The organism is Myxococcus eversor, assembly GCF_010894455.1.
GTDB classification, from domain to species: domain Bacteria; phylum Myxococcota; class Myxococcia; order Myxococcales; family Myxococcaceae; genus Myxococcus; species Myxococcus eversor.
Window position 1 is genome coordinate 502,857 of sequence record NZ_JAAIXY010000004.1, and the last position, 25,234, is coordinate 528,090.

General features: G+C 70.7%; 20 protein-coding genes. 11 read left to right on the forward strand and 9 right to left on the reverse strand.

The genetic code is table 11. The annotated features are described in order from the left end of the window. Positions 1 to 121 precede the first annotated feature (121 nt). Entirely contained in the window at positions 122 to 2,722 is a 2,601-nt protein-coding gene (locus G4D83_RS11360; RefSeq protein WP_163864708.1) for a carboxypeptidase regulatory-like domain-containing protein, read from the forward strand. Positions 2,723 to 2,853: 131 nt separating this feature from the next. Next, positions 2,854 to 3,729 (forward strand): GGDEF domain-containing protein, encoded by an 876-nt coding sequence (locus G4D83_RS11365; protein WP_163864709.1) that lies wholly within the window; start codon positions 2,854 to 2,856, stop codon positions 3,727 to 3,729. Between the two features lie 21 nt (positions 3,730 to 3,750). Here the strand turns inward: G4D83_RS11365 and G4D83_RS11370 are convergent, their stop codons facing one another. Next, entirely contained in the window at positions 3,751 to 5,925 is a 2,175-nt protein-coding gene (locus tag G4D83_RS11370) for a 1-acyl-sn-glycerol-3-phosphate acyltransferase (protein WP_163864710.1), read from the reverse strand. A gap of 2 nt (positions 5,926 to 5,927) precedes the next feature. Next, entirely contained in the window at positions 5,928 to 6,893 is a 966-nt protein-coding gene (locus G4D83_RS11375) for an SDR family oxidoreductase (RefSeq protein ID WP_163864711.1), read from the reverse strand. A gap of 102 nt (positions 6,894 to 6,995) precedes the next feature. On the opposite strand from G4D83_RS11375, the gene mutL reads away from it, so the two are divergent. The 5 genes from mutL (at position 6,996) to G4D83_RS11395 (ending at position 11,623) form a co-directional block, all read left to right on the forward strand. Further along, on the forward strand, positions 6,996 to 8,843 hold the full coding sequence (gene mutL / locus G4D83_RS11380) for a DNA mismatch repair endonuclease MutL (RefSeq protein WP_163864712.1): 1,848 nt from the start codon (positions 6,996 to 6,998) through the stop codon (positions 8,841 to 8,843). A 136-nt stretch (positions 8,844 to 8,979) separates the two neighbouring features. Further along, positions 8,980 to 9,135, forward strand: coding sequence for a hypothetical protein (locus G4D83_RS45500; protein ID WP_176437590.1), 156 nt, complete (start codon positions 8,980 to 8,982; stop codon positions 9,133 to 9,135). Between the two features lie 25 nt (positions 9,136 to 9,160). Beyond that, entirely contained in the window at positions 9,161 to 9,880 is a 720-nt protein-coding gene (locus tag G4D83_RS11385; RefSeq protein ID WP_163864713.1) for an outer membrane beta-barrel protein, read from the forward strand. Positions 9,881 to 9,998: 118 nt separating this feature from the next. After that, positions 9,999 to 11,012 (forward strand): tetratricopeptide repeat protein, encoded by a 1,014-nt coding sequence (locus tag G4D83_RS11390; RefSeq protein WP_240356274.1) that lies wholly within the window; start codon positions 9,999 to 10,001, stop codon positions 11,010 to 11,012. An 89-nt stretch (positions 11,013 to 11,101) separates the two neighbouring features. Further along, positions 11,102 to 11,623, forward strand: coding sequence for a hypothetical protein (locus tag G4D83_RS11395; protein ID WP_176437499.1), 522 nt, complete (start codon positions 11,102 to 11,104; stop codon positions 11,621 to 11,623). A 1-nt stretch (position 11,624) separates the two neighbouring features. On the opposite strand, the gene G4D83_RS11400 is transcribed toward G4D83_RS11395, so the two are convergent. From G4D83_RS11400 to G4D83_RS11430, 7 genes are all read right to left on the reverse strand, one after another. Beyond that, positions 11,625 to 13,253 (reverse strand): carboxypeptidase-like regulatory domain-containing protein, encoded by a 1,629-nt coding sequence (locus G4D83_RS11400; protein WP_163864715.1) that lies wholly within the window; start codon positions 13,251 to 13,253, stop codon positions 11,625 to 11,627. Continuing rightward, complete coding sequence (locus tag G4D83_RS11405) at positions 13,250 to 13,837, reverse strand: hypothetical protein (protein WP_163864716.1); 588 nt, start codon at positions 13,835 to 13,837, stop codon at positions 13,250 to 13,252. Before G4D83_RS11405 ends, G4D83_RS11400 begins: the two co-directional genes overlap by 4 nt. A 22-nt stretch (positions 13,838 to 13,859) precedes the next feature. Next, positions 13,860 to 15,752 (reverse strand): sigma 54-interacting transcriptional regulator, encoded by a 1,893-nt coding sequence (locus G4D83_RS11410; RefSeq protein WP_163864717.1) that lies wholly within the window; start codon positions 15,750 to 15,752, stop codon positions 13,860 to 13,862. Positions 15,753 to 15,780: 28 nt separating this feature from the next. Beyond that, the gene (locus tag G4D83_RS11415) at positions 15,781 to 16,800 is read right to left on the reverse strand and encodes a hypothetical protein (protein WP_163864718.1); all 1,020 of its coding nucleotides are present in this window, start codon (positions 16,798 to 16,800) and stop codon (positions 15,781 to 15,783) included. Continuing rightward, positions 16,797 to 18,887 (reverse strand): serine/threonine-protein kinase, encoded by a 2,091-nt coding sequence (locus tag G4D83_RS11420; protein ID WP_163864719.1) that lies wholly within the window; start codon positions 18,885 to 18,887, stop codon positions 16,797 to 16,799. Before G4D83_RS11420 ends, G4D83_RS11415 begins: the two co-directional genes overlap by 4 nt. Before the next feature lie 30 nt (positions 18,888 to 18,917). Further along, complete coding sequence (locus G4D83_RS11425) at positions 18,918 to 20,015, reverse strand: 6-phosphofructokinase (protein WP_163864720.1); 1,098 nt, start codon at positions 20,013 to 20,015, stop codon at positions 18,918 to 18,920. Positions 20,016 to 20,156: 141 nt separating this feature from the next. After that, positions 20,157 to 20,639, reverse strand: a complete 483-nt coding sequence (locus tag G4D83_RS11430; RefSeq protein WP_163864721.1) for a tetratricopeptide repeat protein — start codon at positions 20,637 to 20,639, stop codon at positions 20,157 to 20,159. A gap of 160 nt (positions 20,640 to 20,799) precedes the next feature. Here G4D83_RS11430 and G4D83_RS11435 point away from each other — a divergent pair, with 160 nt between their 5' ends. From G4D83_RS11435 to G4D83_RS11450, 4 genes are all read left to right on the forward strand, one after another. Then, complete coding sequence (locus G4D83_RS11435) at positions 20,800 to 21,483, forward strand: hypothetical protein (RefSeq protein ID WP_217911839.1); 684 nt, start codon at positions 20,800 to 20,802, stop codon at positions 21,481 to 21,483. A 169-nt stretch (positions 21,484 to 21,652) separates the two neighbouring features. Continuing rightward, positions 21,653 to 22,993, forward strand: a complete 1,341-nt coding sequence (locus G4D83_RS11440; RefSeq protein WP_163864722.1) for a S1C family serine protease — start codon at positions 21,653 to 21,655, stop codon at positions 22,991 to 22,993. Continuing rightward, positions 22,981 to 23,946 carry an FHA domain-containing protein gene (locus tag G4D83_RS11445; protein ID WP_163864723.1) on the forward strand — a complete coding sequence of 322 codons (966 nt, stop codon included), beginning with the start codon at positions 22,981 to 22,983 and terminating at the stop codon, positions 23,944 to 23,946. Before G4D83_RS11440 ends, G4D83_RS11445 begins: the two co-directional genes overlap by 13 nt. A gap of 101 nt (positions 23,947 to 24,047) precedes the next feature. Beyond that, the gene (locus G4D83_RS11450) at positions 24,048 to 25,202 is read left to right on the forward strand and encodes a DUF4130 domain-containing protein (RefSeq protein ID WP_240356275.1); all 1,155 of its coding nucleotides are present in this window, start codon (positions 24,048 to 24,050) and stop codon (positions 25,200 to 25,202) included. The last annotated feature ends 32 nt before the right edge of the window (positions 25,203 to 25,234 follow it).

Below are 25,234 nucleotides of genomic sequence, written 5' to 3' on the forward strand. Positions count from 1 at the left end.
GAGCGGGCGGCCGGGTCCGACGGTGTCCAGCGAGAGGGCTTCAGGGCCCTCGCGCGCCGTCGCGCGACGCGCGTCGTACCTGTATGGTCTTGGGCGTTCCGCCCCCCGGGAGCCGCACCGTATGAGCCCCTCGCTTCGTCCCCTCCTGCTGACAGCCCTCGTGTGTGCCCTGGGGGCGCTGGCCGGCTGCGGGATGAGCTCCGACACGCCCTTCGGAATCCCAGGCGACAACAAGCCGCTGCCGGGGCCCTGCGCGGTGGACCAGGACTGCCCGGATCCGGCGCTCTTCTTCTGCAACACCGCGCAGTCCCGCTGTGAGCCCGCCTGTCGGAGTCGCTCCGACTGTGAGGAGGACCGGCGCCAGCAATACGCATTGGCGATGTGCGACAACCCGATGGGCTGTCAGTGCGACATGAACCGGTGCGTGGTGGGGCTGTGCGCCACGGACGTGGACTGTGACGGGGATCAGGTCTGCCGCAACGGAGCGTGTGTCGCTCCCCCGGCCAAGGAGGTCGCCGCGTCGTGCCAGGTGACTCCGGAGGTCGTCGTGGGCAGCCCGGGGATGTCCGTCGTCTTTGGCGTGTGGGTGAAGGACGCCGCGGGACAGCCCGTGGTGCCGCACGAGGGCACGACGTGGTCCGCCCTGTCGCCGATGGTGACGGGCGGTGGCAGCGGAGCCCGTGCGGCCTTCACGCTGAAGGCGTCCGGCACCGAGCGCGACGTGGTGGAGGCGCGGGTCGGCTCTGTTGTCTGCCGTGCCCGCGTCACGGTGTTGAGTCCGGACGTGCCGGAGGGTGGGGTGAGGGTGCTGGTGGTGGACGAGTTGACGGGACGTCCGGTGCCGCTGACCACCATCGCCGTGGCGGACGTGGGAGGAAAGCCCCAGGCCTCCGCGCTGACGGGGCTCGATGGCGCCGCGTGGGTACCCGCTTCGGGCACCGTGGCGCTGTCCGCCTTCCACCCGGACTTCGGCTACCTCACGCTGGCCCGCCATGACGTGGAGGAGCACCGCGATGTCCGGATGACGCTGCGGCGCAACCCGGTGGACTTCTCTGGCGGCGTGCGGGTGGACTTCGCAGAGGCGCGCATCGGCACCGTCGCGACGCCCACGCTGCGGCTGGGCATGACGGGCATGTCGGTGCCGGGGCTCTTCTCCGAGCTGTCGTCGGGCACCTTGCTGGGCTTCGAGCGGGAGGTGGAGGTGAGCGCGGGCGGCACGCGACGCCTGCCCCTGCCGTCGGGCACCTCGCTCTGGTTGGAGGGCGGCGCGCCAGCTCCGACCTTCGCGCCCGGCGCGGCGGGCGTTTGTGATTCCTCCCTGGCCGGCGTGTTGGAGCCAGAGCTGGCCATCCTGTCGGGGACGTGCGGCACCCGCTCGGCCTGGGCGTTGACGGGCAGCGTGCCGGTGGCGGAGCTGCCCCTCAATGCGCTGGAGCCCGGCGCGGATCCACTGCTGACGCTGGGGCGCCTGTTGCCGCTGTCCCCGCGCTTCTACTCGTCCGTGGCGCGAGATACCGCCTTCCACCTGGTCCCCACGCCGGGGCTGGACACGGGGACTCCGAGGCCGGACACCGTGACGTATTCCGAGCGCGTGTCCCTGGACTTCGAGGGCGTGCGACTGGCGTTCCCCTTCGCCGTGCGTGTCCCGGAGCTTCCCCGCTATCGGGGCGCGTACCTGGACCGGGCCTATGTGTTGAGCACCGTGGTGGCGCCGGGGCGAGGGCTCGTGCCGCTGGGCCTGGGAGCCGCCGCCAACGTCGCGCCCGCGGATCCGAACACGGATGCGGACGGGCGACTGGGTCGCTCCGGCGTCGTCGCGCTGCGCATGGCGCCCGCGCACCATGGCCTGGAGGGGCAGCCCTACCGACTCCTGGTGGGGGCCACGTCCCGCGCCGCTCAAGACGATGCCGCCGCGGGAATGGCCTCCGGCTTCGTCGTGGCGGACCTGCCTGCCTTGAGCTTCGACCCTCTCGGGGAGCGCCCCGTGGAACCGGGCGTGGACTTCCTCCCCATTCCAGAGGACGCCCGCTACAACTTCGACTCCAGCGAGTCCCAGGGCCTGCGAGGGCGTGAGCTGCGCGCCGACATCGAGGAGCCCGCCACGCTCGTCCGCGTCGTCTTCACCGACCGCCTCGGGCGCCGCTGGACGGTGCTGGCATCTCCCGAGGAGGTGGCGGACGGCATCCGCGTCCCGGGCGTTCCCGTGGGCCTGGAGGACCGGACCTATTTCGGCGACCACCTGGGCTCGCGCGCGCTCCTGCGCGTGGAGGTGCTCCAGGTGACGGGGAGGGATGCGCGAGATGTCCTGGGGCCCTCCCGACTGGCGGCGGCGGATGGCCCGGGGTTGGACCACGTGGGAGACCTGACGCGCGCGGCGTCGTCGCTGGACGTGGGGCGCCCGGAGGTCAGGTGGCTCTATCCGGAGCTGGAGGGACAGCGGCTCAGCCGAGGCAGCGCCGTGCGAGTGCGTGTCACCGGCTTCCGCCCCGGCGTGAGCGCGGAGGCCGACGGCCGCGTTCGTGTCGTGATACGGGGGGGCGCCAAGGGCTGTGAAGGAGTCCTGGTGAGCGACTCCGCCGTGTCCGCGACGGGCGAAGTGCAGCTCCAGCTCCCCGCGAGCTGCTCCGGCTTGGGGGTGCTGCTGGTGGCCGCGCTCCAGGACGCAGACGGCTCGCTGCTGCGTCCCCCCGTCGCCGCCACGAGGGCCGTGGACATCCCGTAGCGGGGGATGGAGGACGACGTCGCTGGTTGGGTGTCGATGGGCGAAGATTCCCTACCTGGAGTCTCGCTCTGTGATTCGCTTTCTGGATTTGCAGGGTGGTAGCGTCTCGTGGGTCGGTTGCTGGAGGAGCGGTGCAGAAGGAAACGGTCGTCACGGTCATCTCGAAGATCTCCGACCGGCCGGTCAACCTCGACGCGGCTCTGGTGGTGATCTACGGATTGGATCTGGGTCGGAAGTTCGATTTGACGGGCGAGGAGACGCTGATTGGTCGCTCGTCGAAGTGTGACATCCAGATCGACCAGGAGTCGGTGAGCCGCAACCACGCCGCCATCTCGAATACCCGCGAGGGCGTGAAGATTCGCGACGCGGGCTCCACCAACGGCACGTTCATCAACGACGAGCTGGTGGAAGGCGACCGCGAGCTGCGCAACGGCGACCTGGTGAAGATTGGCCGCACCATCTTCAAGTACATCGCGGGCGGCAACATCGAGGCCGCGTACCACGATGAGATCTACCGGCTGACCACGATGGACGGCCTGACGCAGATCTACAACCGCCGCTACTTCGACGAGCAGTTGGATAGGGAAATCTCCCGCAGCCGCCGCTACGAGCGCGTGTTGTCGCTGGTGCTGGTGGACATCGACCACTTCAAGAAGGTGAACGACAAGTTCGGGCACCTGGCGGGGGACTCGGTGCTCAAGCAACTGGCGTCCACGGTGCGCACGCGCATCCGGCGTGAGGACGTCTTCGCGCGCTATGGCGGAGAGGAGTTCGCCATCCTGCTGCCCGAGGTCGCCCTGGTGGGCGCGCGACAGCTCTCCGAGAAGGTGCGGCGCCTGGTGGAGAAGCAGCGCTTCGAGTTCGATCGCCAGCCCATCCCCGTCACCATCTCCCTGGGCGTGGCGGTGTTGGACCCTCACCACCGCGAACCCGGAGACCTGGTGCGCGCGGCGGACGAGAAGCTCTTCGAGGCGAAGACGGGCGGCCGCAACCGCGTCATCGCCTGAGGCGGCGGCCCGAGGTTCGGCTCAGCCGGCGAAGACGGAGCGGCGCTCCCGCAGCAGCGTGTGGATCATCCCCTGGATGGCTTCGCGCGTGCGCTCGGTGAGGCGACCCACTTCGCCCAGGTCATCCGCGGCTTCGGGAGAGAGGCCGTCCATGGCGATGGGCTCGCCGAAGCGGATGCTCCACTTCGCGGGAAGGGGGCCCGGCGGTGTGAGCGGCACGTAGGGCAGCCCGAGGAAGCCCGCGGGGATGCGCCCGAGCAGGGGCGACGTCTCCTCCGCGCCGACGATGGCCACCGGAACGATGGGCGCTCCAGTGCGAAGGGCGAGCTTCACGAAGCCGCCGCGTCCGAAGCGCTTGAGTCGGTAGCGCTCCGCGAAGGGCTTGCCGAGACCCTGATAGCCCTCCGGGAAGACCACCAGCGGGCGCTGCTCGTCGAGCAACCGCAGCGCGTTCTCCGGGCACGCGCGCACGGCGCCGAGGCGGTTGAAGAGGGTGCCCAGCACGGGCGCGTGGAAGATCTGATCCTCCACCAGCCAGCGCGACTCACGCAGGTCGGGGCGCTCGCGGGCCAGGGTGAGCGACATCACCAGGCCGTCATAGGGAAGGGCGCCCGAATGGTTCGCCACGAGGATGACCGCGCCCCGGGGGATGTGGTCCGTGCCCTGGGCGGCGACGCGCCAGTACTGGCCATAGAGGAAATCCAGCACGGGCTCCAGTCGCTGCACGAGCGACGGGTCCTTGCCGTACTCGTCCAGGTGGGAGCCTCCGCCCGTGCCCAAACCGGCGCGCACGGCGTCCAGCATGCCGTTCATCGCGCCCCAGGCGCGGCCCAGGCCCTCACTGGCCAGGGCCTGTCCGGCGATCTCCCTGGCCAGGGACAGCATGCCGGTGGCGCGCTGTGCGAGCGGGCGAGGGCCGTCTGGAACGGACGCTGCGTCGCGCGCCGCGTGCTCGTCACCGGAGGTGGACACCAGGGACAGGGGGCCTCGGCGGCTGGGAGGGAACTCGTCGCGCGTCGCGTCTGGCATTTCCACCTCCGGCTCCGGGGAGGAGCGGGTTTTCGAGAGGGGCAGGGCGGACCGCTCCCACGCGTCGTCGGGTTCGTCCGGCGTCTCGTCGAGGTCTGACAGCTCCAGCACGGCGCCAGCGAGGTACTCATGGGGCGCGTCGAGATTGGAGCGCTCCTCGGTGTCGTCCTCGTCCAGGGTGTTGTTCGCGGCGCGTTCCTCCAGGGCGTCCCTGGCGCGAGGGGCGCTGTCGCGGCGATTCATCACTTCCACGACGGCCAGCTCGGCGGCGCTCTCGGCGACCTGCTCGGCCACGGTGGCGGCGAGTTCGCGCTCGCGCTCCGGACGGCGGGAGGAGGGACTGTGGTCCAGGACCTCTTCCACCGCGGCCCCGGCCAGCTCAGTGGCCAGTTCCGTCGCGAGGAGCCTGTCCACGGGCTCGTCCGATCCGTCGCGGCGGTCCATCGCGACGTCCACGGCGTGCTTCGCGGTCACCTCGGCCACCTCGGCGGCGAGGGCCTCCGCGAGTGCGTGGTCCACTTCTCGTTGCTGGGGCGTCCGCTCGCCGCTCTTGTTGGCCACAGCGGGGGCTCGCGCGGGTGGCGGATCGCGCGGAGTCACTGGCGCCGCGGGCTCGCGCAGGGGTTCGACTTCAGTCGAGTCCGGCGTGGAAGGCCCGGCCGTGGACACCTTCGCGCCGGACTGTCTCTTCAGCGCGGCGGGCTCGACCTTGGTCGAGTCTGGCGAAGAGGGCCTGGCAGTGGACGCACTCGTGCCAACCTTCGCACGGGACTGTCCCTGGGCTCCTTCCGGACGGGCCGGTGCTTTCCCTGAGTGAGAACCCTGTTCGTGCTTCGCCTTGCCGTGCTTCACGGGGACGCTGGCCTGCGCACTCGCGCCGCCCCGCGCGGACGTGCCCTGCTTCGCTCCCGTCGCCGACGGCGCGCCCTTCGACTTCGCGGGTGCGGGCTTCCCGCGGGTGGGCTTCTTCGCTCGGCCCTTGTCCGAGGTGCCGTTGCCATTGCCGGCGTGGGCCGCGCGTGCGGACGTGGCCTTCTTGTCGTCGGAGGTCCCGCGCTCGGAGGGCGAGCGGTCCTGCTTCGCCTGGGTGCCGGGCTTCGCTTTCGCGCCATCGCGAGCGGCGGCTCCGCGCTGGAAGGGATCGTTCCCGAGGACACCCTTGGCCATCTCTAGCTCCTCTTGAGCGCCGCCGCGGCGTCCCTGACGTGGTGGAAGGGGATGAAGCCGAGGGCGGACTCGGCACGCTCACCGTCCGCCACCCACGAGTAATGGATGTAGTCGAGAAGGGCCACGGGCAACGTATCCGCTCCCACCACATCCAGCGTGTGGAGTGCGCCACGGAACAAAGGCCCTGGCAGGGGAAGCGGGCGAGCACCCGCCTGTCGAATGAGGCCGGACAGCGGCAGCACACCCCGGCCCACGATGTTGAACTCCCCGGACGTCTCCGCCCGCAGCGCCAGATGCAGCGCGCGCCCCGCGTCCTCCTCATGCAGCCCCTGCCACAACGGGTCGAACCCCAGCAGCGTGGGGACCACCGAGGTGCGCGTCAGCAGTCGCGTGACGGGACTCTCGAAGGTCGGCCCGAGCACCGGCGCGAAGCGCAGCACCAGCACGCGCATGTCCGGGTGCCGCTCGCGGAAGGCTCGGACCTGTCCCTCCACCTCCACCTTGTCGGTGACGAAGCGGCTGAGCGGACAGCCCTGCAGCGGCGAGTCCTCGCGCATCAGCGCCGGATTGTTCCCCCGCGCGCCGTAGACGGCGGTCATCGACGGCACCACCAGCCTGGGCAGCTTCGCCCGGCCCGCCGCCGTCAGCACGTTCATGGTGCCGATGACCTCCAGCTCGTGCGCCAGGGAGCCGTTGCGGATGGGGCCGAAGAGGAACGCCAGGTGGTAGAGCGCGTCCACGGGGCGCTCGGCCAATGCGTCGGTGAGCTCGCTCTCGGCGTCGTGCCGGGTGAGGTCCACCTGGTGGAACTCCACCTTCGCACCCTCTGGACGCGCGACGTCCAGCACGAGGATGCTCTCCACGTCGGGATCCCGCTCGAGCCGGGGCAGCAACAGCTTCCCGTACTCGCCGCTGGCTCCGGTCACCGCGACGCGCAACCGCCCCTTGCCTGGTCGTGACACGTCCATACCCAAGGTCTCCTGTTAGCCCAGCCGCCTGGGAATGTCAGCCTGCACCCGTCTTGGTTTGCTGGACAACGTCCGCTCCGTGGCGGAGGGTGGACGATTGCCATGGCTCGCATCGCACGTCTCTCTGACGTCCTCATCAACAAGATCGCCGCCGGTGAGGTGGTGGAGCGCCCCGCGTCCGTCGTGAAGGAGCTGGTCGAGAACTCGCTGGATGCGGGCTCGAGCACCATCCGCGTCGACCTGGCCGGTGGGGGCGTGGACCGCATCATCGTGTCCGACGATGGACACGGCATGGGCCGTCACGACGCCACCCTGTGTCTGGAGCGTCACGCCACCAGCAAGCTGCGGGAGCTCGACGACCTCTTCCACATCGACTCCATGGGCTTCCGGGGTGAGGCCGTGCCCGCCATCGCCTCCGTGTCCCGCTTCTCCCTCCACACCGCGGAGGTGGGCGCGGACGTGGGCACCCGGGTGTCGCTGGAGGGTGGGGTGGACCCGCTCATCGAGGACGCCCCGCCGCGCACCGGCACCGTCATCACCGTGGAGGACCTCTTCTTCAACGTGCCCGCGCGCCGCAAGTTCCTGCGTCGGGGCGACACGGAGCTGAAGCACGCCGAAGAGGCCGTCGTCCGCCTGGCCCTCGCCAACCCGGAGGTGGGCTTCTTCGCCACCCACGAGGGCAACGAGCTGTTCTCCAGCGCCGCCTGTCCCGAGGACCCGCGCGAGCGCATCGCCGCCGCGCTGGGCCCCGCGGCCCACCCGCACCTGTTCCCCGTGGAGGAGCGCCGGCTGGGCGTCAGCGTCACCGGCTACGCGGCCTCGCCTGAGTTCACCTTCCCCAACGCGCGCGGCCTCTACACCTTCGTCAACCGCCGCTACGTGAGGGACAGGGGCCTCATCGGCACCATCCAGCGCGCCTACCAGGACTTTCTCGCGGCGGGCCGACAGCCCGTCGTCGTCCTGCACATCGACGTGGACCCCATCGCGGTGGACGTCAACGTGCACCCGCAGAAGCTGGAGGTCCGCTTCTCCGACGCGCGGGGCGTGCAGGAGGCCATCAGCGCCGCGCTCAATCGGATGCTGCGCGCCGCTCCGTGGTTGGGCGCGGGCGCGGACCCGAATGGCCCGGGCGGGAATCAGCCCCGCGACGCCGCGCACTACGCGCACGCCGTGGAGCGCTTCCTCACCCGCGCGCAGGAGGCCTCCTGGGGCGCGCCGCTGCCCACCACGATGGACTCGGCCGGGAGCCCCCTGTCCGGCGCACCTGGGCCCATGGTCGGGATTCCCTCGCCGCTGCCCTTTGGCGCGGTGGGGCGCCCGCCCGCGTTCGGAGAGGCCCAGCCCCAACTCAACGAGGCCCCTCCGCCGGGCTACTTCGCCGCGCTGCGCCCCATGGGCCTGCTCGGCGGACGCTTCCACCTGTGCGAAGGACCCGGCGGCACGCTGGTGGTGTTGGATCCTCACGCGGCGCTGGAGCGGACCCGGCTGACGTCCTACCTGCGCGCGCTGGACGACGCGAAGGGGCCTCCCGCGCCCTCGCTCTTCGGCACCACGTTGGAGTTCCCGGTGCAGGTGGCCAAGGCGCTCGTGGAAGGGCGCGAGGCCCTGGCGCGGCTGGGCGTGGACGTGGAGCCCTTCGGCGGCACGACGGTGGCGCTGAAGACGGTGCCCCCGGGCCTGGAAGGCGCGGATGCACGCTCGCTCCTGGAGGCGCTCGCGCGCGCGCTGCCCCCCAAGGGCGCCGCGTTGGATTCCGTCACGCTCGCGGAGGGCGTGCGGGTGATGGCGTGCCATGCCGCGCGCAAGGCCGGCGCCGTGCCGCTCACGGACGCGCAACTGCGCGCGCTGTTGGGCGAGCTGGACAGGGCCGACTTCCACCCGCCCTGCATCCACGGCACCGTCGTGGTGTTGGAGATGCCCCTGCTGGAGCTGGAGCGCCGCGCCCGCTGAAGGGAAATCTCCCAGTCCCTCCGCGCCCTTGCGAGGCCGGAAAATTGACCCGTGGGAGGCCGCTGCTACGGTGCGCCACACGCCTGTAGCACACGCGGCGGACCGGGCATGGACGGCCGGGAACGGGAGCGACCCCATGCGCGGAGTCATCACCCTGCGGGACGTGGTGTGCAACCTGGGCGTGGTGCTCCGTGAGTTCGGCGCGCTGTGTGTCGTCCGCTGTCTGGTCGCCTCGCTGCGCCGCCAGCGGACGACGTTCCTCGAAATCGCCGTGCGCCCCAAGCGCCCCTGACCTTCGCCCCCGAGTCCCCGCTTCGATGCTCCGTCGACTCCTGTTGCCACTCGCCCTGTTGTCCGCCGCCCCCGCCTTCGCCCAGGAAGAAGACGACGACGTGCCCACCTCGCTGGATGGCGTGGGCCGCATCACCGTGCAGGGCGGCTGGCGCGTCACCTCCAACGAGACCTTCTACAAGGGCTGGTACGCCGAAGAGGCCAACGCGGGACTGACGCGCGCGAAGAAGACGGCGGGCGGTCCATTCGGTATCGCCACCTTCGCGTACGCGGTGTCGGACCTGTTGGAGCTGGGCATCGACCTGTTCGCCTCCGGCTCCCGCCTGTACGTCACCGACCCGGGCGCGCCCGGAGAGGGGCCCTTCGAGCGACGCATCGACACCCTGGCCTACGGCGCGATGCTCGGCCTGCGCTTCCAGACGGTGCTCCCCGAAGTCGGCCCGTACGGGCTCGTTCCCTTCCTGGGCCTGTCCACCGGGCCCACGCTCATCAGCTCGACGCGACAGGGAGAGGAGGTGCGGGAGAAGACGACGCAGGCCTGGGCGGGTGTCCTGGGCACGACGTGGCGCTTGTCTCCTCGCTGGGGCCTCACCGCCGAATACCGGTTCATGTTCCTGCGCGGCCCGGTGGGCCCGGAGTCGGTGAAGATCGGCTCGTTCAGCATGGGCGGGAACTGGCTGTCCCTGGGCGTGACGTACACTTTTCCGCCCGAGCCATCTCGCGGACTGCCGGGCTCGGGCTTGTAACCTCGCAGAGCGAGCAGGCGTGGACATTGGAAGGTTGTTTGCTCCCGGAAATGTGACAGAGCCTCCGTGTTGTTCCGGTGCGGAAATTGTCGCCGTATGACCGGGAGAACTCCTTACGATGCGCGAATCGGCCGAGATCGTTACCGGGCCCAGGAAGATGTCCATGCCAGAGCAGGCGAAGACCGAGATTGATAAGGAATTGGCGGACCTCCGCCGCGAAGTCGTCGAGGCCCGCAACCTCGTCATCAAGAGTGACAACCTGCTGAAGAACCTCCACGCGGAGGTGAAGGCCGTAGGCAAGCGTCACGAGGACTTCCAGAAGCGGCAGTGGATTTCGTCCGCCGCGGCCTACGTGCTGTTCGCGGTCATCGCGGTGGGCGCGGCGGTGATGATCACCAGCGCGCGCAGCTCCAGTGCCACCGGTGAGCGGGAGCGCCTGGAGAAGATGGTCGCGGACCTGACGGGCCAACTGGAGAAGCAGCGCTCGGACACCTCCGCGCACCAGACCGCGCAGCGTGGCGCCGCCGAGGTCTACAAGATGATGACCTCGCTGCCCGGTGACGAGCGGCTCAAGGGCATCGACGCGCTGATGAAGCTCGACACCTCGCGCCTGAGCACCCTGGAGCGCCAGGCCCTCAATGACCGGGCCACGTCCCTGCGCCGCGAGACGGGCGACGCCGCCTTCGAGCGCGGCAAGATCGCCTTCCGCAAGAACGAGATGGACCAGGTCGTCTCGGAGATGGAGCGCTTCCTGGCCATGAACCCGCCGCAGGAGCAGTCGCTGGACGCGTCCTTCTTCCTGGGCACCGCGTACAACCAGCTGCGCAAGCACGACAAGGCCGTGCCGCTGCTGGCGCGCTTCGTCGAGGGAGACCGCAGCTCCAAGACGCGTGACTACGCCATGCTGCTGCTGGCCCAGTCGTACCAGGAGGTCGGTCAGATGGAGAAGGCGCTGGAGACCGCGCGTGACGCGGCCGGTGCCTACCTCAACAGCCAGTACCAGCCCCAGTTCCGCAGCCGCATCGCCATGGTGAAGCGCGCCATGAGCGGCAACACGGAGGCCGCTGGCCCCGCGCCCGTCGCCCCCGCACCGGCAGCCCCCGCCCAGGTGGCGAGCCCCGTGGGTCAGTAGTCCTTTGCCGCACCCCCGCCCGCCGTCCGGGTGGGGCTTCACACGGAAGCGTTGCCACGCGGGGTCCAGAGTCATAAGACCTGGACCCCGTGTCCGCTCCCGACCCCCGGAAAGATCCCCGCTTCCGCCGCTATCGTGCCGCCGCGTATGGGATCTACATCGCGCTCACCACGCTCTTCTCGCTGTGGATCATCGTGAACGTGAGCCGCTCGGTGGCGGCCATGACACCGGAGGAGCTGCCCCCCGCTGCCCGCATCCTCAGCTTCCAGGAGTGTCTGGACGGTGCCCGGACCCTCTGGGGCGAGTTGGAGGCGGGGCGCGAGAAGCTGGTGCGCGTGTCGCCCGCGCGGGACACGGACCAGGAATGGATGCGCTTCCGTACGTCCTGGCTGACGCGGCTGCGTGAGCGCGAGTCCGAGTGCGACCTCAAGGCGCGCGAGCGTGCTCCGCTGCGCACCGTGTACCGCCGCCTGGAGGTGGTGCTGGACCTCTACACCACGCACGCGGTGCAGTACGCGGACGAGGTGGGGGGCACGGTGGACTCGTTCCACGCCGCCTTCCAGGCCGCCAGCGCCAGCCCCGCGGCGAAGGCCTCGCAGCAGCAGCCGTGAGTCAGCGCACCGGCAACAGCGCGGTGTAGCGGCCCAGCGTGTCCGTCACGGACTGGGCCAGCAGCACGGAGGAGGGACGGCCCTCCACGTTCACCACCCGATAGAAGCGGATGGACGCGAAGGGCAGGCCCGGAGGCACGCCCGGCTCCCGCGTGGACGACAGCACGCGCCCGCGCAGGGTGCGGCCGCGCTGGAGGGCGAAGGCCGTCACGGGCTGCTCGGCCCCGTCGTCGGTGGGGAGCACCGACACGAAGCGGCTGACGCGGGGCAGGTTCTCTCCCGGCACCACGTCCAGGCGGTACAGCGCGGGGTCCAACCGCAGCACGTATTCGCCGTTGGCGTCGGTGAGCGTCTCCGACGCCAGGTCGGGCGGCAGCAGCCGGCCGGGGACGACGTCCACGGGCTCCACCACCAGCCGCACGCCCGGCGCGGGGGAGCTGTTGTCCGGCTGGAGCAGCCTTCCGCGCACCACGCGCCGGTTGACGCACACCACGTCCGGCAGCACGGTGTCCTCGCGCGGCACCACGGCCGAGGACAGGGTGAGCCCCGAGGCGGACGCAGCCGGCGGCACCACCACCAACTCCAACGGCGACTCCGTGGCGCTGGGCAGCGAGCGCAGCGCGAAGCGGCCCTCGGCGTCCGTCGTCGCCACCGCGCTCTGGAAGCTGCCGCCTCCGCTCACGCGCCCCTGGAGCGACACGGTGGCGGCCACCACGGGCCGGCCGTCCAGGGCGACGACGCGCCCCGACACCCGCACCGGCGCGCCGAAGTCACCCAGCTCCAGCGGGCCGGGCAATGGGGCGCCCGGGCTCACCGGGAAGGTCTGCTGCGGCAGGAGCGCGGCCGCGTCCCGGGCCGTCACGCGCAGGAGCACCGTGGAGGCGCTCGCGGCCTCGGGGGGCAGGGCCAGCGTGAAGGCGCCCGTCGTGGGGTGGACGGCCACGCGCTGCGACAGCGGCCGCAGCTCGATGTCCAACGCCTCCACCGCCAGGTCCGCGCCAGGCGGCGCGCCTCCGGAGCGCGTCACCGTCCCCTGCACGGGCAGCACGCTGTCGGCGGAGGGGAGCAGCCACTCCAGGGCCAGGGCCTCGCCCGGGAACACCGTGCCCGACGTCGTGGCGGGGGGCACCAGCGGGTCCGCGGGCAGCACCGTCACCGCGTACTGGCCGCTGGCCACCGGCAACGTCCACTGCCCGTTGTCCGGCACCAGCGTCGCCTCGTGGTAGCGGGCCACGCCGGGGATGAGGGCGCTCGAGCCGATGGCGCGCACGACCATGGGCTCGGAGTAGGGGCGGGACGGGGTGCTCGACGACGCGGGCGGCACCGTCGAGCGCAGCGTCGTCCCTCGCAGCGAGGCCTTGTCGAACAACTGGAGATTCTGCTCGGCGCGCAGCTTGCCTACCGGGAAGTCCTGCGCGTACTTCCCGAGCGCGGGGTTGGGCGTCACCTCCACGACGATGTCCTGGCCCGGGTCCCCGCAGCCGTCGACGAAGCACACCTCGTTGGCGGCGCAGTCGGCGTCCGAGCGACAGACGAGCAGCGAGTCCCCGGGCTCCTCTTCCAACAGCGCGCAGCCGGTGGCGCAAGCGAGCGCCAGCGCGACGAGCAGCCGCGCGTGGCGGCCCGTCATCGGCAGTCTCCCTGCACCGTGGTCACCACCCACGAGTAGCTGATGACGAACCCCGGGTCGATGATGGAGCCACCGTCGGGCAGGTTCACCACCTGCGACTCCGGCTGGCGGTCCGTCAGCTCCGCGTCGCTCACCAGCGCCTCCACCAGGTGCTGACCCGGCGTGCTCAGCACCGAGTTCGCCGAGGCCAGGTTGATGCGCAGCGTGCCCCGGTCCGGACGGCGGGCCTCGCCGTTGTTCGTCAGGGCAATCTCCCGGTACGGCCCTCGCGGGTCCTGCGGGCTGTAGTCGATGAACCAGTGCACCTTGATGCGGTCATCCACGTCCGGGTCCTCGACGGCGACCTCGAACGTCAGCTCGCACCGGCTCGCGCCGAAGTCCTGGATGATGCGCTCCTGGGGGAGCACCAGCGACTCGATGATGCGCGGCGAGCGGTTCATGAAGCGCGGGGGCTCGTCGAGCAGGGTGTCGTCCTGCGGCAACAGACAGCCGGCGAGCAGGCCCAGGCCCACGGACAGGACACACGTCGTCCAGCCCTGGCCGGAGCGCGTGTCCCTGACGTGTCGCCGCGTCGTCGTGTCCATCACCAGTGCGTCAGGGGCCGCGTCAGAGCAGCTCGTCGCCCTCCTCGGGGGGCAGGGGCCGGCCGGTCTTCTCCGCTTCCAGCTTCTCCAGGTGGCGGAAGATGGTGCGAGGGTCCACGCCCAGGTCCTTGGCCGTCTTCGTCCGGTTGCCGTTGTTTCGCGCGAGCACTTCGTTGATGTAACGCTTCTGGAATTCTTCCTTGGCCTGGAGCAGCGGCATGATGGGCTCCAGGTTCTCCGGCTTGAGGTCCAGGTCGTCCGGGCCCAGCAGCGGCTTGTCCGACAGCACGACGGCCTTCTTGATGCGGTTCTCCAGCTCGCGGATGTTGCCGGGCCAGCCGTACTTCTTCATGGACACGGCGGCGGACGGGGTGAAGCCCTTGGCCCGGGAGCCGAACTCGCGCGAGTACTTGTGGAGGAAGAACTTGCCCAGCACGACGACGTCCTCGCCGCGCTCGCGCAGGGGCGGCAGCTTCAGGGTGACGACGTTGAGCCGGTAGTACAGGTCCTCGCGGAAGGTGTTCCGCTTCACCTCGTCCTCGAGCACCTTGTTGGTGGCGGCCACGACGCGGATGTCCACCGGCTCGCCCCGGTTGTCGCCGACCTTGTAGACGATCTTCTCCTGGAGCGCCCGCAGGAGCTTCACCTGGAGCTGGAGCGGCATCTCGCCAATCTCGTCCAGGAAGAGGGTTCCGCCGATGGCCGCCTGGAACTTGCCCGCCTTGGTGGCCACCGCGCCGGTGAAGGCGCCCTTCACGTGGCCGAACAGCTCGCTCTCCAGCAGGTTCTCCGGAATGGCGCCGCAGTTGATGGTGATGAACGGGCCCTTCACCCGGGGCGAGCGGCGGTGGAGCTCCCGGGCGATGAGCTCCTTGCCGGTGCCCGTCTCGCCCGTAATCAACACGGAGATGTCCGTGGGGGCGATCTTGTCGATGCGCTTGTACACGTCGCGCATGCCCTGACAGGCGCCGACGATGTCCCCGTAGCGCTGGTCCTCCAGCTTGCGGCGCAGCTCCGTGACGTCGAGCTTGAGGTCGTTGACCAGCATCGCGTTCTGCAGGACGAGTGACGCCTGCGCCGCGAAGATGGTGAGCATGTCCGCGCTCTTGGGCTCGAACCGGTTCACCAGCCGGTCATTGCCCACGTAGATGACGCCGAACAGGTCCCCCTTGTGCATCAGCGGCACGCACATGACGGAGTGCACGCGCAGGTTGACGACGGACTCGCTGGCCTTGAACTCGGGCGCGTCCACCGCGTCCGCGACGATGAGCGGCTTCTGGTCCTTGACCACCTTGGCGATGATGGAGTCGGACAGCTTCTCCACCGCGTCCTCGATGTTCTCCCGGGCCACGTTGCGCGCGACCTTCACGCGCGGGTCGCCGCTCTCCATCAGGATGAGGAAGCCCTTGTCGGCGCGGGTCACCTCGATGGCCTCGTCCATCAGGCTCTCGAGGATGCGGTCCACGTCGTAGAGGGCCAGCAGCCGCTCGCTGAACGCGGTGAGCCGCCGCAGCATGGCCAGCTCGCGGCCGGGCACACCGGGCAGCTCCGTGGTGTGCGAGTCCGCGGTCTCCGGACTGGCCACCGCGTCGCGGTGCGGAGTGAGGGCGGACGGCGGTGGGGCGCGCGGGGCGTCCTCGCGGGCGAACGTCAGCTCGGTGCCGCCCACGCGCACCACGTCCCCGGTGGCGAGGGCGTGCGAGTCGCGCTTCTTGCCGTTGACGTGGAACGTCGCGCCCAGACTGCCGACCTCGTAGCGCGTGCCGTCGAACGTGACGTGCAGGCCGCTGTCGGGCACGGCGGAGTCCTCGAGCGGGATGTCGTTGTCGGGACCCCGGCCGATGCTGGTGATGCGCTTGTGCAGGGCGACCGCGCGGACCTTGCCATCAGGACTGCGGACGGTGAGGCTGGCCATAGGGCTTCACGTACCTGGAGAAAAGGGCTCAGAAGGAGAGGGTGAGTCCGGCGCCGAGTCCGCCGGAGGTGGGGTACAGCCCCAACCGCGCGGTGGGGCGGGGCGCGGCCGCGCGGGGCTGGAGATGGAGCTGCGACTCCGAGCGGGGCGCATTGGAGGAGGGCGTGTCGCGCGTCTCCACCGAGGTGCGTACCACCTGATCCTCGTGGTGGTACAGCGCGTCCACCACGCCCAGCGCATAGATGGTGTAGAAGCCGGCGGCCGAGGCCAGCTTGAGCAACTGCCACGTGTCCCGCTGGCGCTCGCGGTTGGTGGGGATGTAGCGGATGGTGATGGACGCCCTGCCATCTTCGTCGAGCACGTTGTCCAGCTCGATGGGGCGCTCCTCGAAGAGCGACTCGTAGGCGAAGTAGGAGATGATGCTCGTCACCGCGAGCACACCCTCGGTGGCGGCGAAGACGATGCCCAGGCTGTTGCGGCCCTGCTGGAACTGGCCCGCGCCGAACGGGACGAAGTTGACCAGGAAGTTGCGCTTCTCCACGGTGCGGACGGTGACCTGACCGGCCAGCTCCTCGGCCCGGCGACGGAGCACTTCGGCCTCCAGGCGCTCGCGCTCGCGACGCTCTGTCTCCGCCTTCTCGCGCTCCTGGCGAAGCCGGCGCTCCTGGCGGAGGAACTCCAGCTCGTTGGTCATGCCGTCCTTGATGCTCTCCATGAATGCCACGGCCGGAGGCGGGACGACGAACGGGTCCAGGCTGAAGTCCGGGTCCAACCGGAGCAGGGCGCGCAGGTGGCGCGAGGCTTCCTCGGTGCGCCCCAGGTTGAAGGCGGCGAGCCCGGCCAGCTTGTGCAGCTCCACCAGCTCGTCCTCGTTGAGCCCGCCCCGGTCGACCCGGGCGCCCGCGCGGTCCAGGACCTCGGCGTACTTGCCGTACTCGAAGCTGGCGCGCAGGGCGGCGACCTCCGGGTCCCCGCTCTCCTGCGCGAGCGAGGCGGGCGGGGTCCACAACACGAGCCAGAGCGAGATGAGCGCGAACCTTCGAGTCATTCGGGAAGCAGGCTCCCGTGAAGGCGTTGGGGCTCGCCGGGCCGCAGCTGCACCACGTGCCGCTCCGTCTTGAAGCCGGGGTGGGAGATCTCCACCGTGACGGTGTGCTTGAATCCCGCGGGTCCTCGCGGTCCGCGAATCACGAGCGGCTCCAGGAGGGTGTCGCGCGCGGAGCGCACCAGGTCTCCCACGCGCACGGTGGCCTCGCCGGGCTCGAACTCGACGGACAGCGGCACCGACCTGGGCTGGGCGCGCAGGTGGAACTGCCGCTCCCCCTCGGGCTGGACGTCGATGGTCTCCACCACGTCCTCGCAGAAGGCGCAGGAGATGGTGATGTCGTGGGTGCCCGGACTCAGCTCCACGTCGTGTACCGCGCGGGCCTCGGCGCTGGGCGGGCCGTCGTCCACGCGGATGATGCCGAAGGGGCGCACGAGGATGGACACGATGAACTTCTTCGACGCGGACTTCCGGCCAGCGACGCGGTCCTCTCCGGGACCTCCCGTGAGGGAGTGGGTGTCATCCCCGGAGCCTCCCGTCGGACGCGCCGTGCTCGCGCGGGACAGGCTTCCACCCGGAGCGGGGGACTGCGTGTCGGGGCGACCGGCGACCGTGCCTGGCGTCTCGCGTGAAGTCACCGCGCTCCCCGTCCGCGAGTCGGTCGGCGGAGCGGGGCGGGTGTTCGGCGGGAGGGCCGAAGCCACGGAGCCGACGCCAACGGGCTTGCGAGGGTCCGCGCCCGCGTTCTTCACGCCAGGGCCTTGTCCCTCGCTCTCCGTGCTTCCGGAGCCGAGGCCCGTCTCTCCGGCGCCGCGGTTCGTGCCCTCGCCGCCGCGTCCGGCCGAGTCGTCGGGAGCCTGGGGGCCGCTGGTGTTCACGCCCTCGCCCTCCGTGGGACGTTCGGAGGAACTCTCGGGGTCGACGGGGGCCGCGTCCGCGCGTGAGTGGTACGCCTTGTAGCCGCCGATGCTCACGGCCGTGGCGGTGAGCAGTCCCACCGCGAACCGGATGCCGCGCCGCCGCCAGGTCTTCACGCGCTGGGCGCGCTGGAGGCTCCTGAGCAGTCCGAGCGCGCGAGCGTTCTGCGCGTCCAGCGCCAGCACCTGGTTGAGACAGCCGAGCGCGCGCGGCGTGCGCTTCTCCGCGAGCAGCCGCTCCCCACGCTCCAGCAACCCGGCGACGATGCGCTGTCGCGCCAGCTTCCGGTACGACGGCGGGTCGGCGAAGAACGACACCAACTCCTCGCCCACGCGCGAGAAGCCCAGGCCCGCCAGGTAGTCCGCCAGCGCGTCACGCAGCTTGCCCGCGTCCGGGTAGCGCTGCTGGGGGTCTCTCTGGAGACACCGCGCGCAGATGTCCGCCAGTTCGTCCGAAAGCGCCGGGACGCGGCGGCGCGGATCCTCGTAGTCACCGTCGAGGATGCGCTTGAGCGTGGCCGTGGTGTTGGGCGCGGAGAAGGGCAGCCGGCCCGTCATGGCCGCGTAGAACATGATGCCCACGCTGAAGACGTCGGCCTCGGGGCCGGCCTCCAGACCCTCGATGATCTCCGGGGACATGTGTGCCGGCGAGCCCACGAGCGTGCCCGTCACCGTCATCCGCTCCTCGATATCGAGCAGCCGGGCGATGCCGAAGTCCATGAGCTTGAGGAGGCCGTCCTCGCGCACCATGACATTCTCGGGCTTGAGGTCGCGGTGGATGACGCCGGCCTCGTGGGCGTGCGCGAGGGCCGCTGCCAGCTCGTGGATGACCATCGCCGCGAGCTCCGGCGGATCCAACGGGCCTTCGTCCAGGACCGTCTTCAGCGTCTGGCCCCGGATGTACTCGGTGACGATGAACGCGTCCTGCGCGTCCGCGGCGGAGAAGTCGAACACCTCCAGGATGTTGGGGTGGTGGAGCTTCGCCACGGCGCGGGCCTCGCGGGCCAGTCGCCTCCGCGACTCGTCCTTGCCGGCCAGATGCGGGTGCAGCACCTTCACCGCGACTTCACGGTCCAGGGCGGTGTCGAGCCCTTTGTACACGACGCTCATGCCCCCCGAGCCGAGTTGCTCGAGGATGCGATAACGACCGATATGGCGGCCGACGAGCGTCATGACGTGCGGCGGTACGTGCCTCCCCCTCCCTTAGTCCCCGAAGCTGATGCCCATGCTCTTGGCGAAGCGCACCAGCTCGCCGGATGGGTCCACCCGGCGCTCCTTTCGCGACTCGCTCAGCGGTACCGCGACCAGCTGTCCGGCGCGCAGGGCCACCATGTGGTCCCACTGTCCGTCACGCACCAGGTCCAGCACTCCACAACCATACCGCGTGGCCAGCACGCGGTCCGCCGCGCTCGGACTGCCTCCTCGCTGGAGATGGCCCAGCACATTCACCCGAATCTCCGCCTCGATGTGCTGCGCCAGCAGATCCGCGCACACCTTGCCGGAGCCGCCCAGCCGCACCACGCCCCTTCCGGGCATGTCCTCCGCCTTGTCCAGCACGGCCAGCGTGCCGCCCACGGGGAAGGCGCCCTCGGAGATGGCGATGATGGAGAAGCTTCGGCGGCGGGTGGCGCGGCGACGCAGCTTCTCGACGATGGCATCCACCCGGTACGGAATCTCCGGGATGAGGATGACGTCCGCCCCGCCCGCGAGGCCGCTCTCCAGCGTCAGGAAGCCCGCATGGCGGCCCATGATCTCCACCAGCATGATGCGATCATGCGACTCGGCGGTGGAGTGCAGCCTGTCCAGCGCCTCCGTGACGATGAGGCGCGCGGTGTCGAAGCCGAACGTCTGATCCGTCCCGCTCAAGTCGTTGTCGATGGTCTTCGGACAGCCGACCACCTTGAGGCCCTTCTCGCTCAGCCGGTGGCCAATCGACAGCGTGCCGTCGCCGCCCACCGCGATGACCCCGTCGAGCTTCAGCGCCTCGCAGCGGCGCAGCACCGCGTCCGACACGTCGCGCTCGATCCAGCGCTCGCCCTCACGGAAGGCGTAGAGGAACGGGTTGGCGCGGTTGGACGTGCCGAGGATGGTGCCGCCCTTGGGGAGGATGCCTCGCGTGTCCTCCTCGGTGAGGGGACGCGTGAGGTCTGGCTCCACCAGCCCCATGTAGCCGTTCTCGATGCCCACGAACTCATGGCCGAACTCATGCGTGCCCCGCTTGACGAGGCCACGGATGAGCGCGTTGAGCCCGGGGCAGTCTCCGCCACCGGTGAGGACTCCGAGTCTCAGGGAACGGGCCATAGGGGTCGGACGCGGGTGTCAGAGGGGGGGTGGCCCACCATGACAGGGACGTCGGACCTGATGATAGGAGGCCCTGGAGCCGGGGTGCAACGCGCGAATCAAATCGGAGTTCGGATTTCCGAGTGGAAACGCGAGCTTCCATCAGTCCCGCTTGAGGCGGCGACGCGATGCGACCCGGTCCAGGAGCGCCTGGAGTCGGGGTTGCGGGGACTTGGGGAGCGCCTTGTCTGTGGGGGACTGTATGGGCATCTCCCTCGCCATGTGGAAGACCTCCAGCAGCCGCTCCTTGAAGAGCTCGTTGTCCGGGCGCTCCTGGAGGGCGCGGCGGTAGGCGGCGGCGGCCCCCACGTAGTCCCCGAGGGCGAACAGGCGCTCACCCTCCTGGGCGGGTGAGGAGGGACCGAGCGGGACGTCCGGCTCCTCGGGCGGTCGGATGGCTTCCAACGTCTGGAGTTCCAGGGGGAGGAGGGACTCGCGCACGTTGGCGAGCTTGTCGGCGAGCGAGGCATCATCCGGAAAGGCGTGGGTGAGCGTCTCGTAGAGGTCGACCGCCTCGACGAGCTCGCCACGACGCAGGGCTCGGTCGGCGCGTGCCTCCATCTCCACCCGGGCTGCAGGAGTCATCTGGGCACGAGGTTACCCGCGCCGCCGGGGGATGTCACAACGAAGGCATGCGAGCGGTGACTTCGTCGCGCCCAGGGGACTGGGAGGGTCACGGGGTATCCGTGGGTTCGTCGTTTCTCGGGACCCCTGACATCGCCTGCGGACGTGACGCGCGAGGCCTATGCTCGCTCGCGTGAATCTCGCGTGGATGGCTGGAGGCTGGTTGCTGCTGTCGGGCGCGCTCGGCTCCGAGCTGCGCCGGGACGGTTACGTGCTGCGACCGCCGGAGAGCTTCCACATGGTGCGGTGGGAGCCGTATTCGGGTTCGGTGGCGGGGGCGGTGTCGCTCGATGCGGAGGCGACGCGGAGCCTGTCCGCGGCGCTGGCGGATGGGGAGGGGCCCGAGGCGGCGACGATGCTCGTGTCCGTGGTGGAGCGGAGCTTCTCCGCGAGTCCTTCCGAGCGAGATGACTTCGCGTCGGCGGTGATGCAGCACTTCCAGCGGGAGCTGGGCGTGACGCTGTCGCCGGAGCGCGTGGACCGCATCGGTGGAGTCGTTCCTCGCGTGGAGGTGCTGGGCACGCTGAGGGATTCGGGACAGGTCCGCACGGTGCTCGTGGCGGGGCTCGCGTCCGAGGGCCGGCACGCGGTGGTGGTGGTGAGCGCGCCGGCGGTGCGCTGGGAGTCGCTGGCCCCGGGCGTGCGCGCGTCGCTGGACACGTTCCGACTGGAGGCCACGACGGCGCCGGGTGTGGTACCGCGCCGGGTGCTGGGCGCGCTCGCGGGCGCACTCGCTGGCGCGCTGGTGGCGTCGTACGCGGCCTGGCGCCGGATGCGAGCGGGGCGGGGCACCTCCGAGGCGTGAGGCGGCCCACCTCCTCCGCAAGGCACCTTCGGCGGGGCGGAACCTGGCCGCTTGCGGGCATGCCGCCGACAGGGCAGGTGAGGCGGCGAGCGCACGCGGGCCCCGCGCCAGCAGCCTCGAACGACTCTGTGCCCACGCGCGCGGTGCTGGGATAGCGTGCGCGCCATCCATGTTCGTCCTCTTCCTCGTCGCCGTGCTGGGGCAGGCGCCGTCGGTCGCTCCCTCGGAACCGGGTGTGCTGGCTCCCGTCCAAAGCGAACCCGACACCGCGCCCGTCCCCGCGCCCGAGTCTCCACCGGCCGTGCTGCCTCCGGCCACTCACGAGCTGTTCCAGCGCATCCAGAACCGCGTCGCCCAGGTGCGAATCATCGAGCGGCGCTCCGGTACGCGCTCGTCCATCGGCTCGGCCTTCTTCGTCTCGGCCAACGGACACGCCATCACCAACTACCACGTGGTCTCCGACGTGGTGCTCCACCCGGAGGACTACACCGCGGAGCTCGTCCTGCGCACCGGCGGCGAGCCCGTTCCGGCGCGACTGGTGGACGTGGACGTCGTGCATGACCTGGCCGTCATCCGGATGGACGACGCGGTGAAGGAGTTCATCGCCCTGGAAGACCGCGAGCCGCCGCAGGGCGCGCGCCTGTACGCCATGGGCAATCCCCACGACCTGGGGACCACCATCGTCGAGGGCACCTACAACGGCTTCATCCAGGACTCGCTCTACGAGCGCATCCACTTCAGCGGCGCCATCAACCCCGGCATGAGCGGTGGACCCACGCTCACGGGGCAGGGGCGCGTGGTGGGCGTCAACGTCGCCACCATGGGCAACCAGCTCGGCTTCCTCGTCCCGGTGAAGCACGCGAGCGCGCTCCTGACTCGGGCGCTGGAGGCGAAGCAGGACGACGCGCCCAGCCTGGTGGACCGCGTGCGCGCGCAGCTCCTGGAGAACCAGCAGCGCCTCACCGAGCAGATGCTCGCGGCGCCGGTGCCCAAGCAGAAGCTGGGCGCCTACCAGGTCCCGGGCCGGTGGATTCCCTTCCTCAAGTGCTGGGGCGACACGCCGCATGACCCGGAGGCGCCGTACACGGTGACGAACTACCAGTGCTCCTCGGAGGAGGACATCTACCTGTCCTCGCATCACCGCACGGGCGTGGTGGCCTTCCTGCACCAGCAGGCCTCCAGCCAGAAGCTGGGCGCGCTGCGCTTCTCCTCGCTGTACAGCGCGCTGTACGCGCAGGACCCGGACACGGTGGAGGCCTCGCGCGAGGACGTCACCAACTTCCGCTGCGCCACGGAGTTCGTGGACGTGGAGGGCCTGCCCGTGCGCGCCGCGATGTGCCTGCGCGCCTACAAGCGCTTCCCGGGCCTCTATGACCTGGTGCTGCGCGCCGCCGCGCTCAACGCCAGCACCAGCGGAGTCGACACCAGCCTCACCCTGGGCGGCTTCACGGCGGACAACGCGCGCAAGCTGGCGCGCCGCTACCTGGAGGGGCTGTCATGGACGAAATGATCTTCCTGGAGGTGCTGGAAGGCGATTCCGTCCACGAGCGCCACCGCCTGGAGCGCTTCCCGGCGACGATTGGCCGGGCGTACTCGAACGACGTCATCCTCGACGACCCCAAGGTCTCCCCCGAGCACCTGCGAATCGAACGACGCGAGGACGGCGCGCTCATGGTGCGCGACGTGGGCAGCCACAACGGCACCTGGCGCGTGGACCCCTGGGCTCGGCTCGCGGAGCTGGAGCTGGCGCCCGACACGCGCGTGGCCGTGGGTGACACCGTGCTGCGCTTCCGGCGCAGGGACCACGCGGTGCCCGGCACCGTCATCACCGCGCCCGTCGCTCCCAAGGAGCGCGTGTTCGAGCACGCCCGCGCCTTCCCGGTGGCGATGCTGGCGCTGCTGTTCGTCAGCTCGCTGGAGACGCACCTGGGCAACTACGGCCGAACGGACTGGGGCGAGCTGACCGTGGCGGTGGTGACGCCGCTCACCCTGACGCTGCTGTGGGCGGGCGGGTGGGCCGTCGCCAGTCGCATCTCCCGGCGCAGGTTCCACTACCGCACGCACGCCACCATCGGCAGCCTGGTGCTGCTGGGCGCGGTGGCGCTGCCGCCGCTCATGTCGGCCCTGGGCTTCAGCCTGGGGCTGGGCTCGGGCCTGTCCTGGCTGTATCACGCGACGTTCCTCCTGCTCATGGGCTGGGGCCTGTTCTGGCACCTGCGCTACGTGGCGCGGTGGGAGCCCGGGCGGCTGGTGCGGGTGCTCGCCGTGGTGACGCTGACCTTCGGCGCCCTGTCCCGGGCGAATGACTTGCTGGGCAATGAGCCCTTCAGCACCTCGCTGGACTTCCCGCGCACGCTGCTGCCGCCGGCGTTCCGCCTGTCCCGGGCCCAGCCCGTGGACTCCTTCTTCGAGGAGATGGGCGGACTCCAGGAGCAGGTGGACGCGCTCGCGAAGGAGGAATAGCCGCGGGGGGCCCGAGACGCCACGGGTTGGGTGGTGATGTCAGACCTGGAGGGTAGAAGCCCTCCACGCGCGCGAGCACCCTCGGAGGGGGCTCGCGGCGTGTGTCGCTGAGCGACCAGGAGGTCCAGGTGCGGGTGAGCGTGGCGCCGGAGCTGGCATCGTTTCGGGAAGTGTCGCGGGGGCTGTTGGCGCGGGGACTGCCTCCGGAGCGGGTGTCTTTCGAGGAAGCGCGGGGCCCGTGGAACGGGCGGGTGGATGCGCTCCTGAGCGGCATGGAGGCGGGGGCGCTGCCGGTGGTGCCCCGGGACTTCCTGGAGCTGGCGGAGAAGGTGGTGTGTCACCGGGAGCCGGAGCGCTGGGCGCTGCTGTACCGCGTGCTCTGGCGGCTGACTCACGGGGAGCGGCGCCTCCTGGAACGGGAGGTGGACCGGGATGTCCAGCGCCTGCGGCGGATGGAGCGCGCGGTGCGGAGGGACGTGCGGAGCCTCGTGATTCGCGTCCGCTTCCGTCGAGGCTCCTCCGACGATGCGGAGCGGTACGTCGCGTGGTACCGGCCGGACCACCTCGTCGTCAGGTTGGCGGCGCCCTTCCTCGTGGGGCGGTTTCCCACGCTGCGTTGGAGCCTCTTCACCCCGGACGCCAGCGCGCACTGGGACCTTTCGCGCCTGAGCTACGGCGCGGGGCTGGCGTGGGAAGCGCCGCCGCGCACCGGAGCCACCGCGCGGAGCCTGGGCGCGCCGCGCTTCCGAACCCCACGGGAGGAGCGCCAGGTGTGCGCGCCGGTGATGATGGTGGGAGACGTGCCCGACACGCGGGAGGACGGGGACGCGCCGGGCTTCGCGGGGGCGGCGGGGCGGCTCTTGGAGGTGGTGCTCTCGCGCGCGGGGCTGAAGCCCACGGACCTCCATGTCTCGCGGGGGCCCTGGTCCGGAGGGGACGTGGACGCGCCGGGCTGGCGGGAGGCGCAGGCGTTCCGCGAAGCGCTGGCGTCGGAGGTGGCCTCGGTGCGCCCGCTGCTGATGCTCGCGCTGGGCCACGTCGCGGGGCAGGCGGTGCTGGGGCCGGGGTTCCGCCTCAACCTGAACCGGGGGCAGTTCGTCCAGACGCCCTGGGCACGCGGGGCCATGGCCACCTTCGCGCCTTCGGATGTCCTGCGCCGGACGGACCCTCGTGAGCGCGCCGAACTGCGCATCCACTTCGAGGCGGACCTGCGCTCGGCGGCGCAGTGGCTCCGGCTCGCCGGGGCGCGCGGGTAACGCCCGGAGGCCCCGGACATATCGGCCCGTGG

Excerpts from the sequence above, each read along its gene's own strand:
- G4D83_RS11360 (WP_163864708.1), top strand. The coding sequence starts at position 122 with ATGAGCCCCTCGCTTCGTCCCCTCCTGCTGACAGCCCTCGTGTGTGCC.
- G4D83_RS11370 (WP_163864710.1), bottom strand. The coding sequence starts at position 5,925 with ATGGCCAAGGGTGTCCTCGGGAACGATCCCTTCCAGCGCGGAGCCGCC.
- G4D83_RS11375 (WP_163864711.1), bottom strand. The coding sequence starts at position 6,893 with ATGGACGTGTCACGACCAGGCAAGGGGCGGTTGCGCGTCGCGGTGACC.
- mutL (WP_163864712.1), top strand. The coding sequence starts at position 6,996 with ATGGCTCGCATCGCACGTCTCTCTGACGTCCTCATCAACAAGATCGCC.
- G4D83_RS45500 (WP_176437590.1), top strand. The coding sequence starts at position 8,980 with ATGCGCGGAGTCATCACCCTGCGGGACGTGGTGTGCAACCTGGGCGTG.
- G4D83_RS11385 (WP_163864713.1), top strand. The coding sequence starts at position 9,161 with ATGCTCCGTCGACTCCTGTTGCCACTCGCCCTGTTGTCCGCCGCCCCC.
- G4D83_RS11390 (WP_240356274.1), top strand. The coding sequence starts at position 9,999 with ATGCGCGAATCGGCCGAGATCGTTACCGGGCCCAGGAAGATGTCCATG.
- G4D83_RS11400 (WP_163864715.1), bottom strand. The coding sequence starts at position 13,253 with ATGACGGGCCGCCACGCGCGGCTGCTCGTCGCGCTGGCGCTCGCTTGC.
- G4D83_RS11405 (WP_163864716.1), bottom strand. The coding sequence starts at position 13,837 with ATGGACACGACGACGCGGCGACACGTCAGGGACACGCGCTCCGGCCAG.
- G4D83_RS11410 (WP_163864717.1), bottom strand. The coding sequence starts at position 15,752 with ATGGCCAGCCTCACCGTCCGCAGTCCTGATGGCAAGGTCCGCGCGGTC.
- G4D83_RS11415 (WP_163864718.1), bottom strand. The coding sequence starts at position 16,800 with ATGACTCGAAGGTTCGCGCTCATCTCGCTCTGGCTCGTGTTGTGGACC.
- G4D83_RS11420 (WP_163864719.1), bottom strand. The coding sequence starts at position 18,887 with ATGACGCTCGTCGGCCGCCATATCGGTCGTTATCGCATCCTCGAGCAA.
- G4D83_RS11425 (WP_163864720.1), bottom strand. The coding sequence starts at position 20,015 with ATGGCCCGTTCCCTGAGACTCGGAGTCCTCACCGGTGGCGGAGACTGC.
- G4D83_RS11430 (WP_163864721.1), bottom strand. The coding sequence starts at position 20,639 with ATGACTCCTGCAGCCCGGGTGGAGATGGAGGCACGCGCCGACCGAGCC.
- G4D83_RS11435 (WP_217911839.1), top strand. The coding sequence starts at position 20,800 with ATGCTCGCTCGCGTGAATCTCGCGTGGATGGCTGGAGGCTGGTTGCTG.
- G4D83_RS11440 (WP_163864722.1), top strand. The coding sequence starts at position 21,653 with ATGTTCGTCCTCTTCCTCGTCGCCGTGCTGGGGCAGGCGCCGTCGGTC.
- G4D83_RS11445 (WP_163864723.1), top strand. The coding sequence starts at position 22,981 with ATGGACGAAATGATCTTCCTGGAGGTGCTGGAAGGCGATTCCGTCCAC.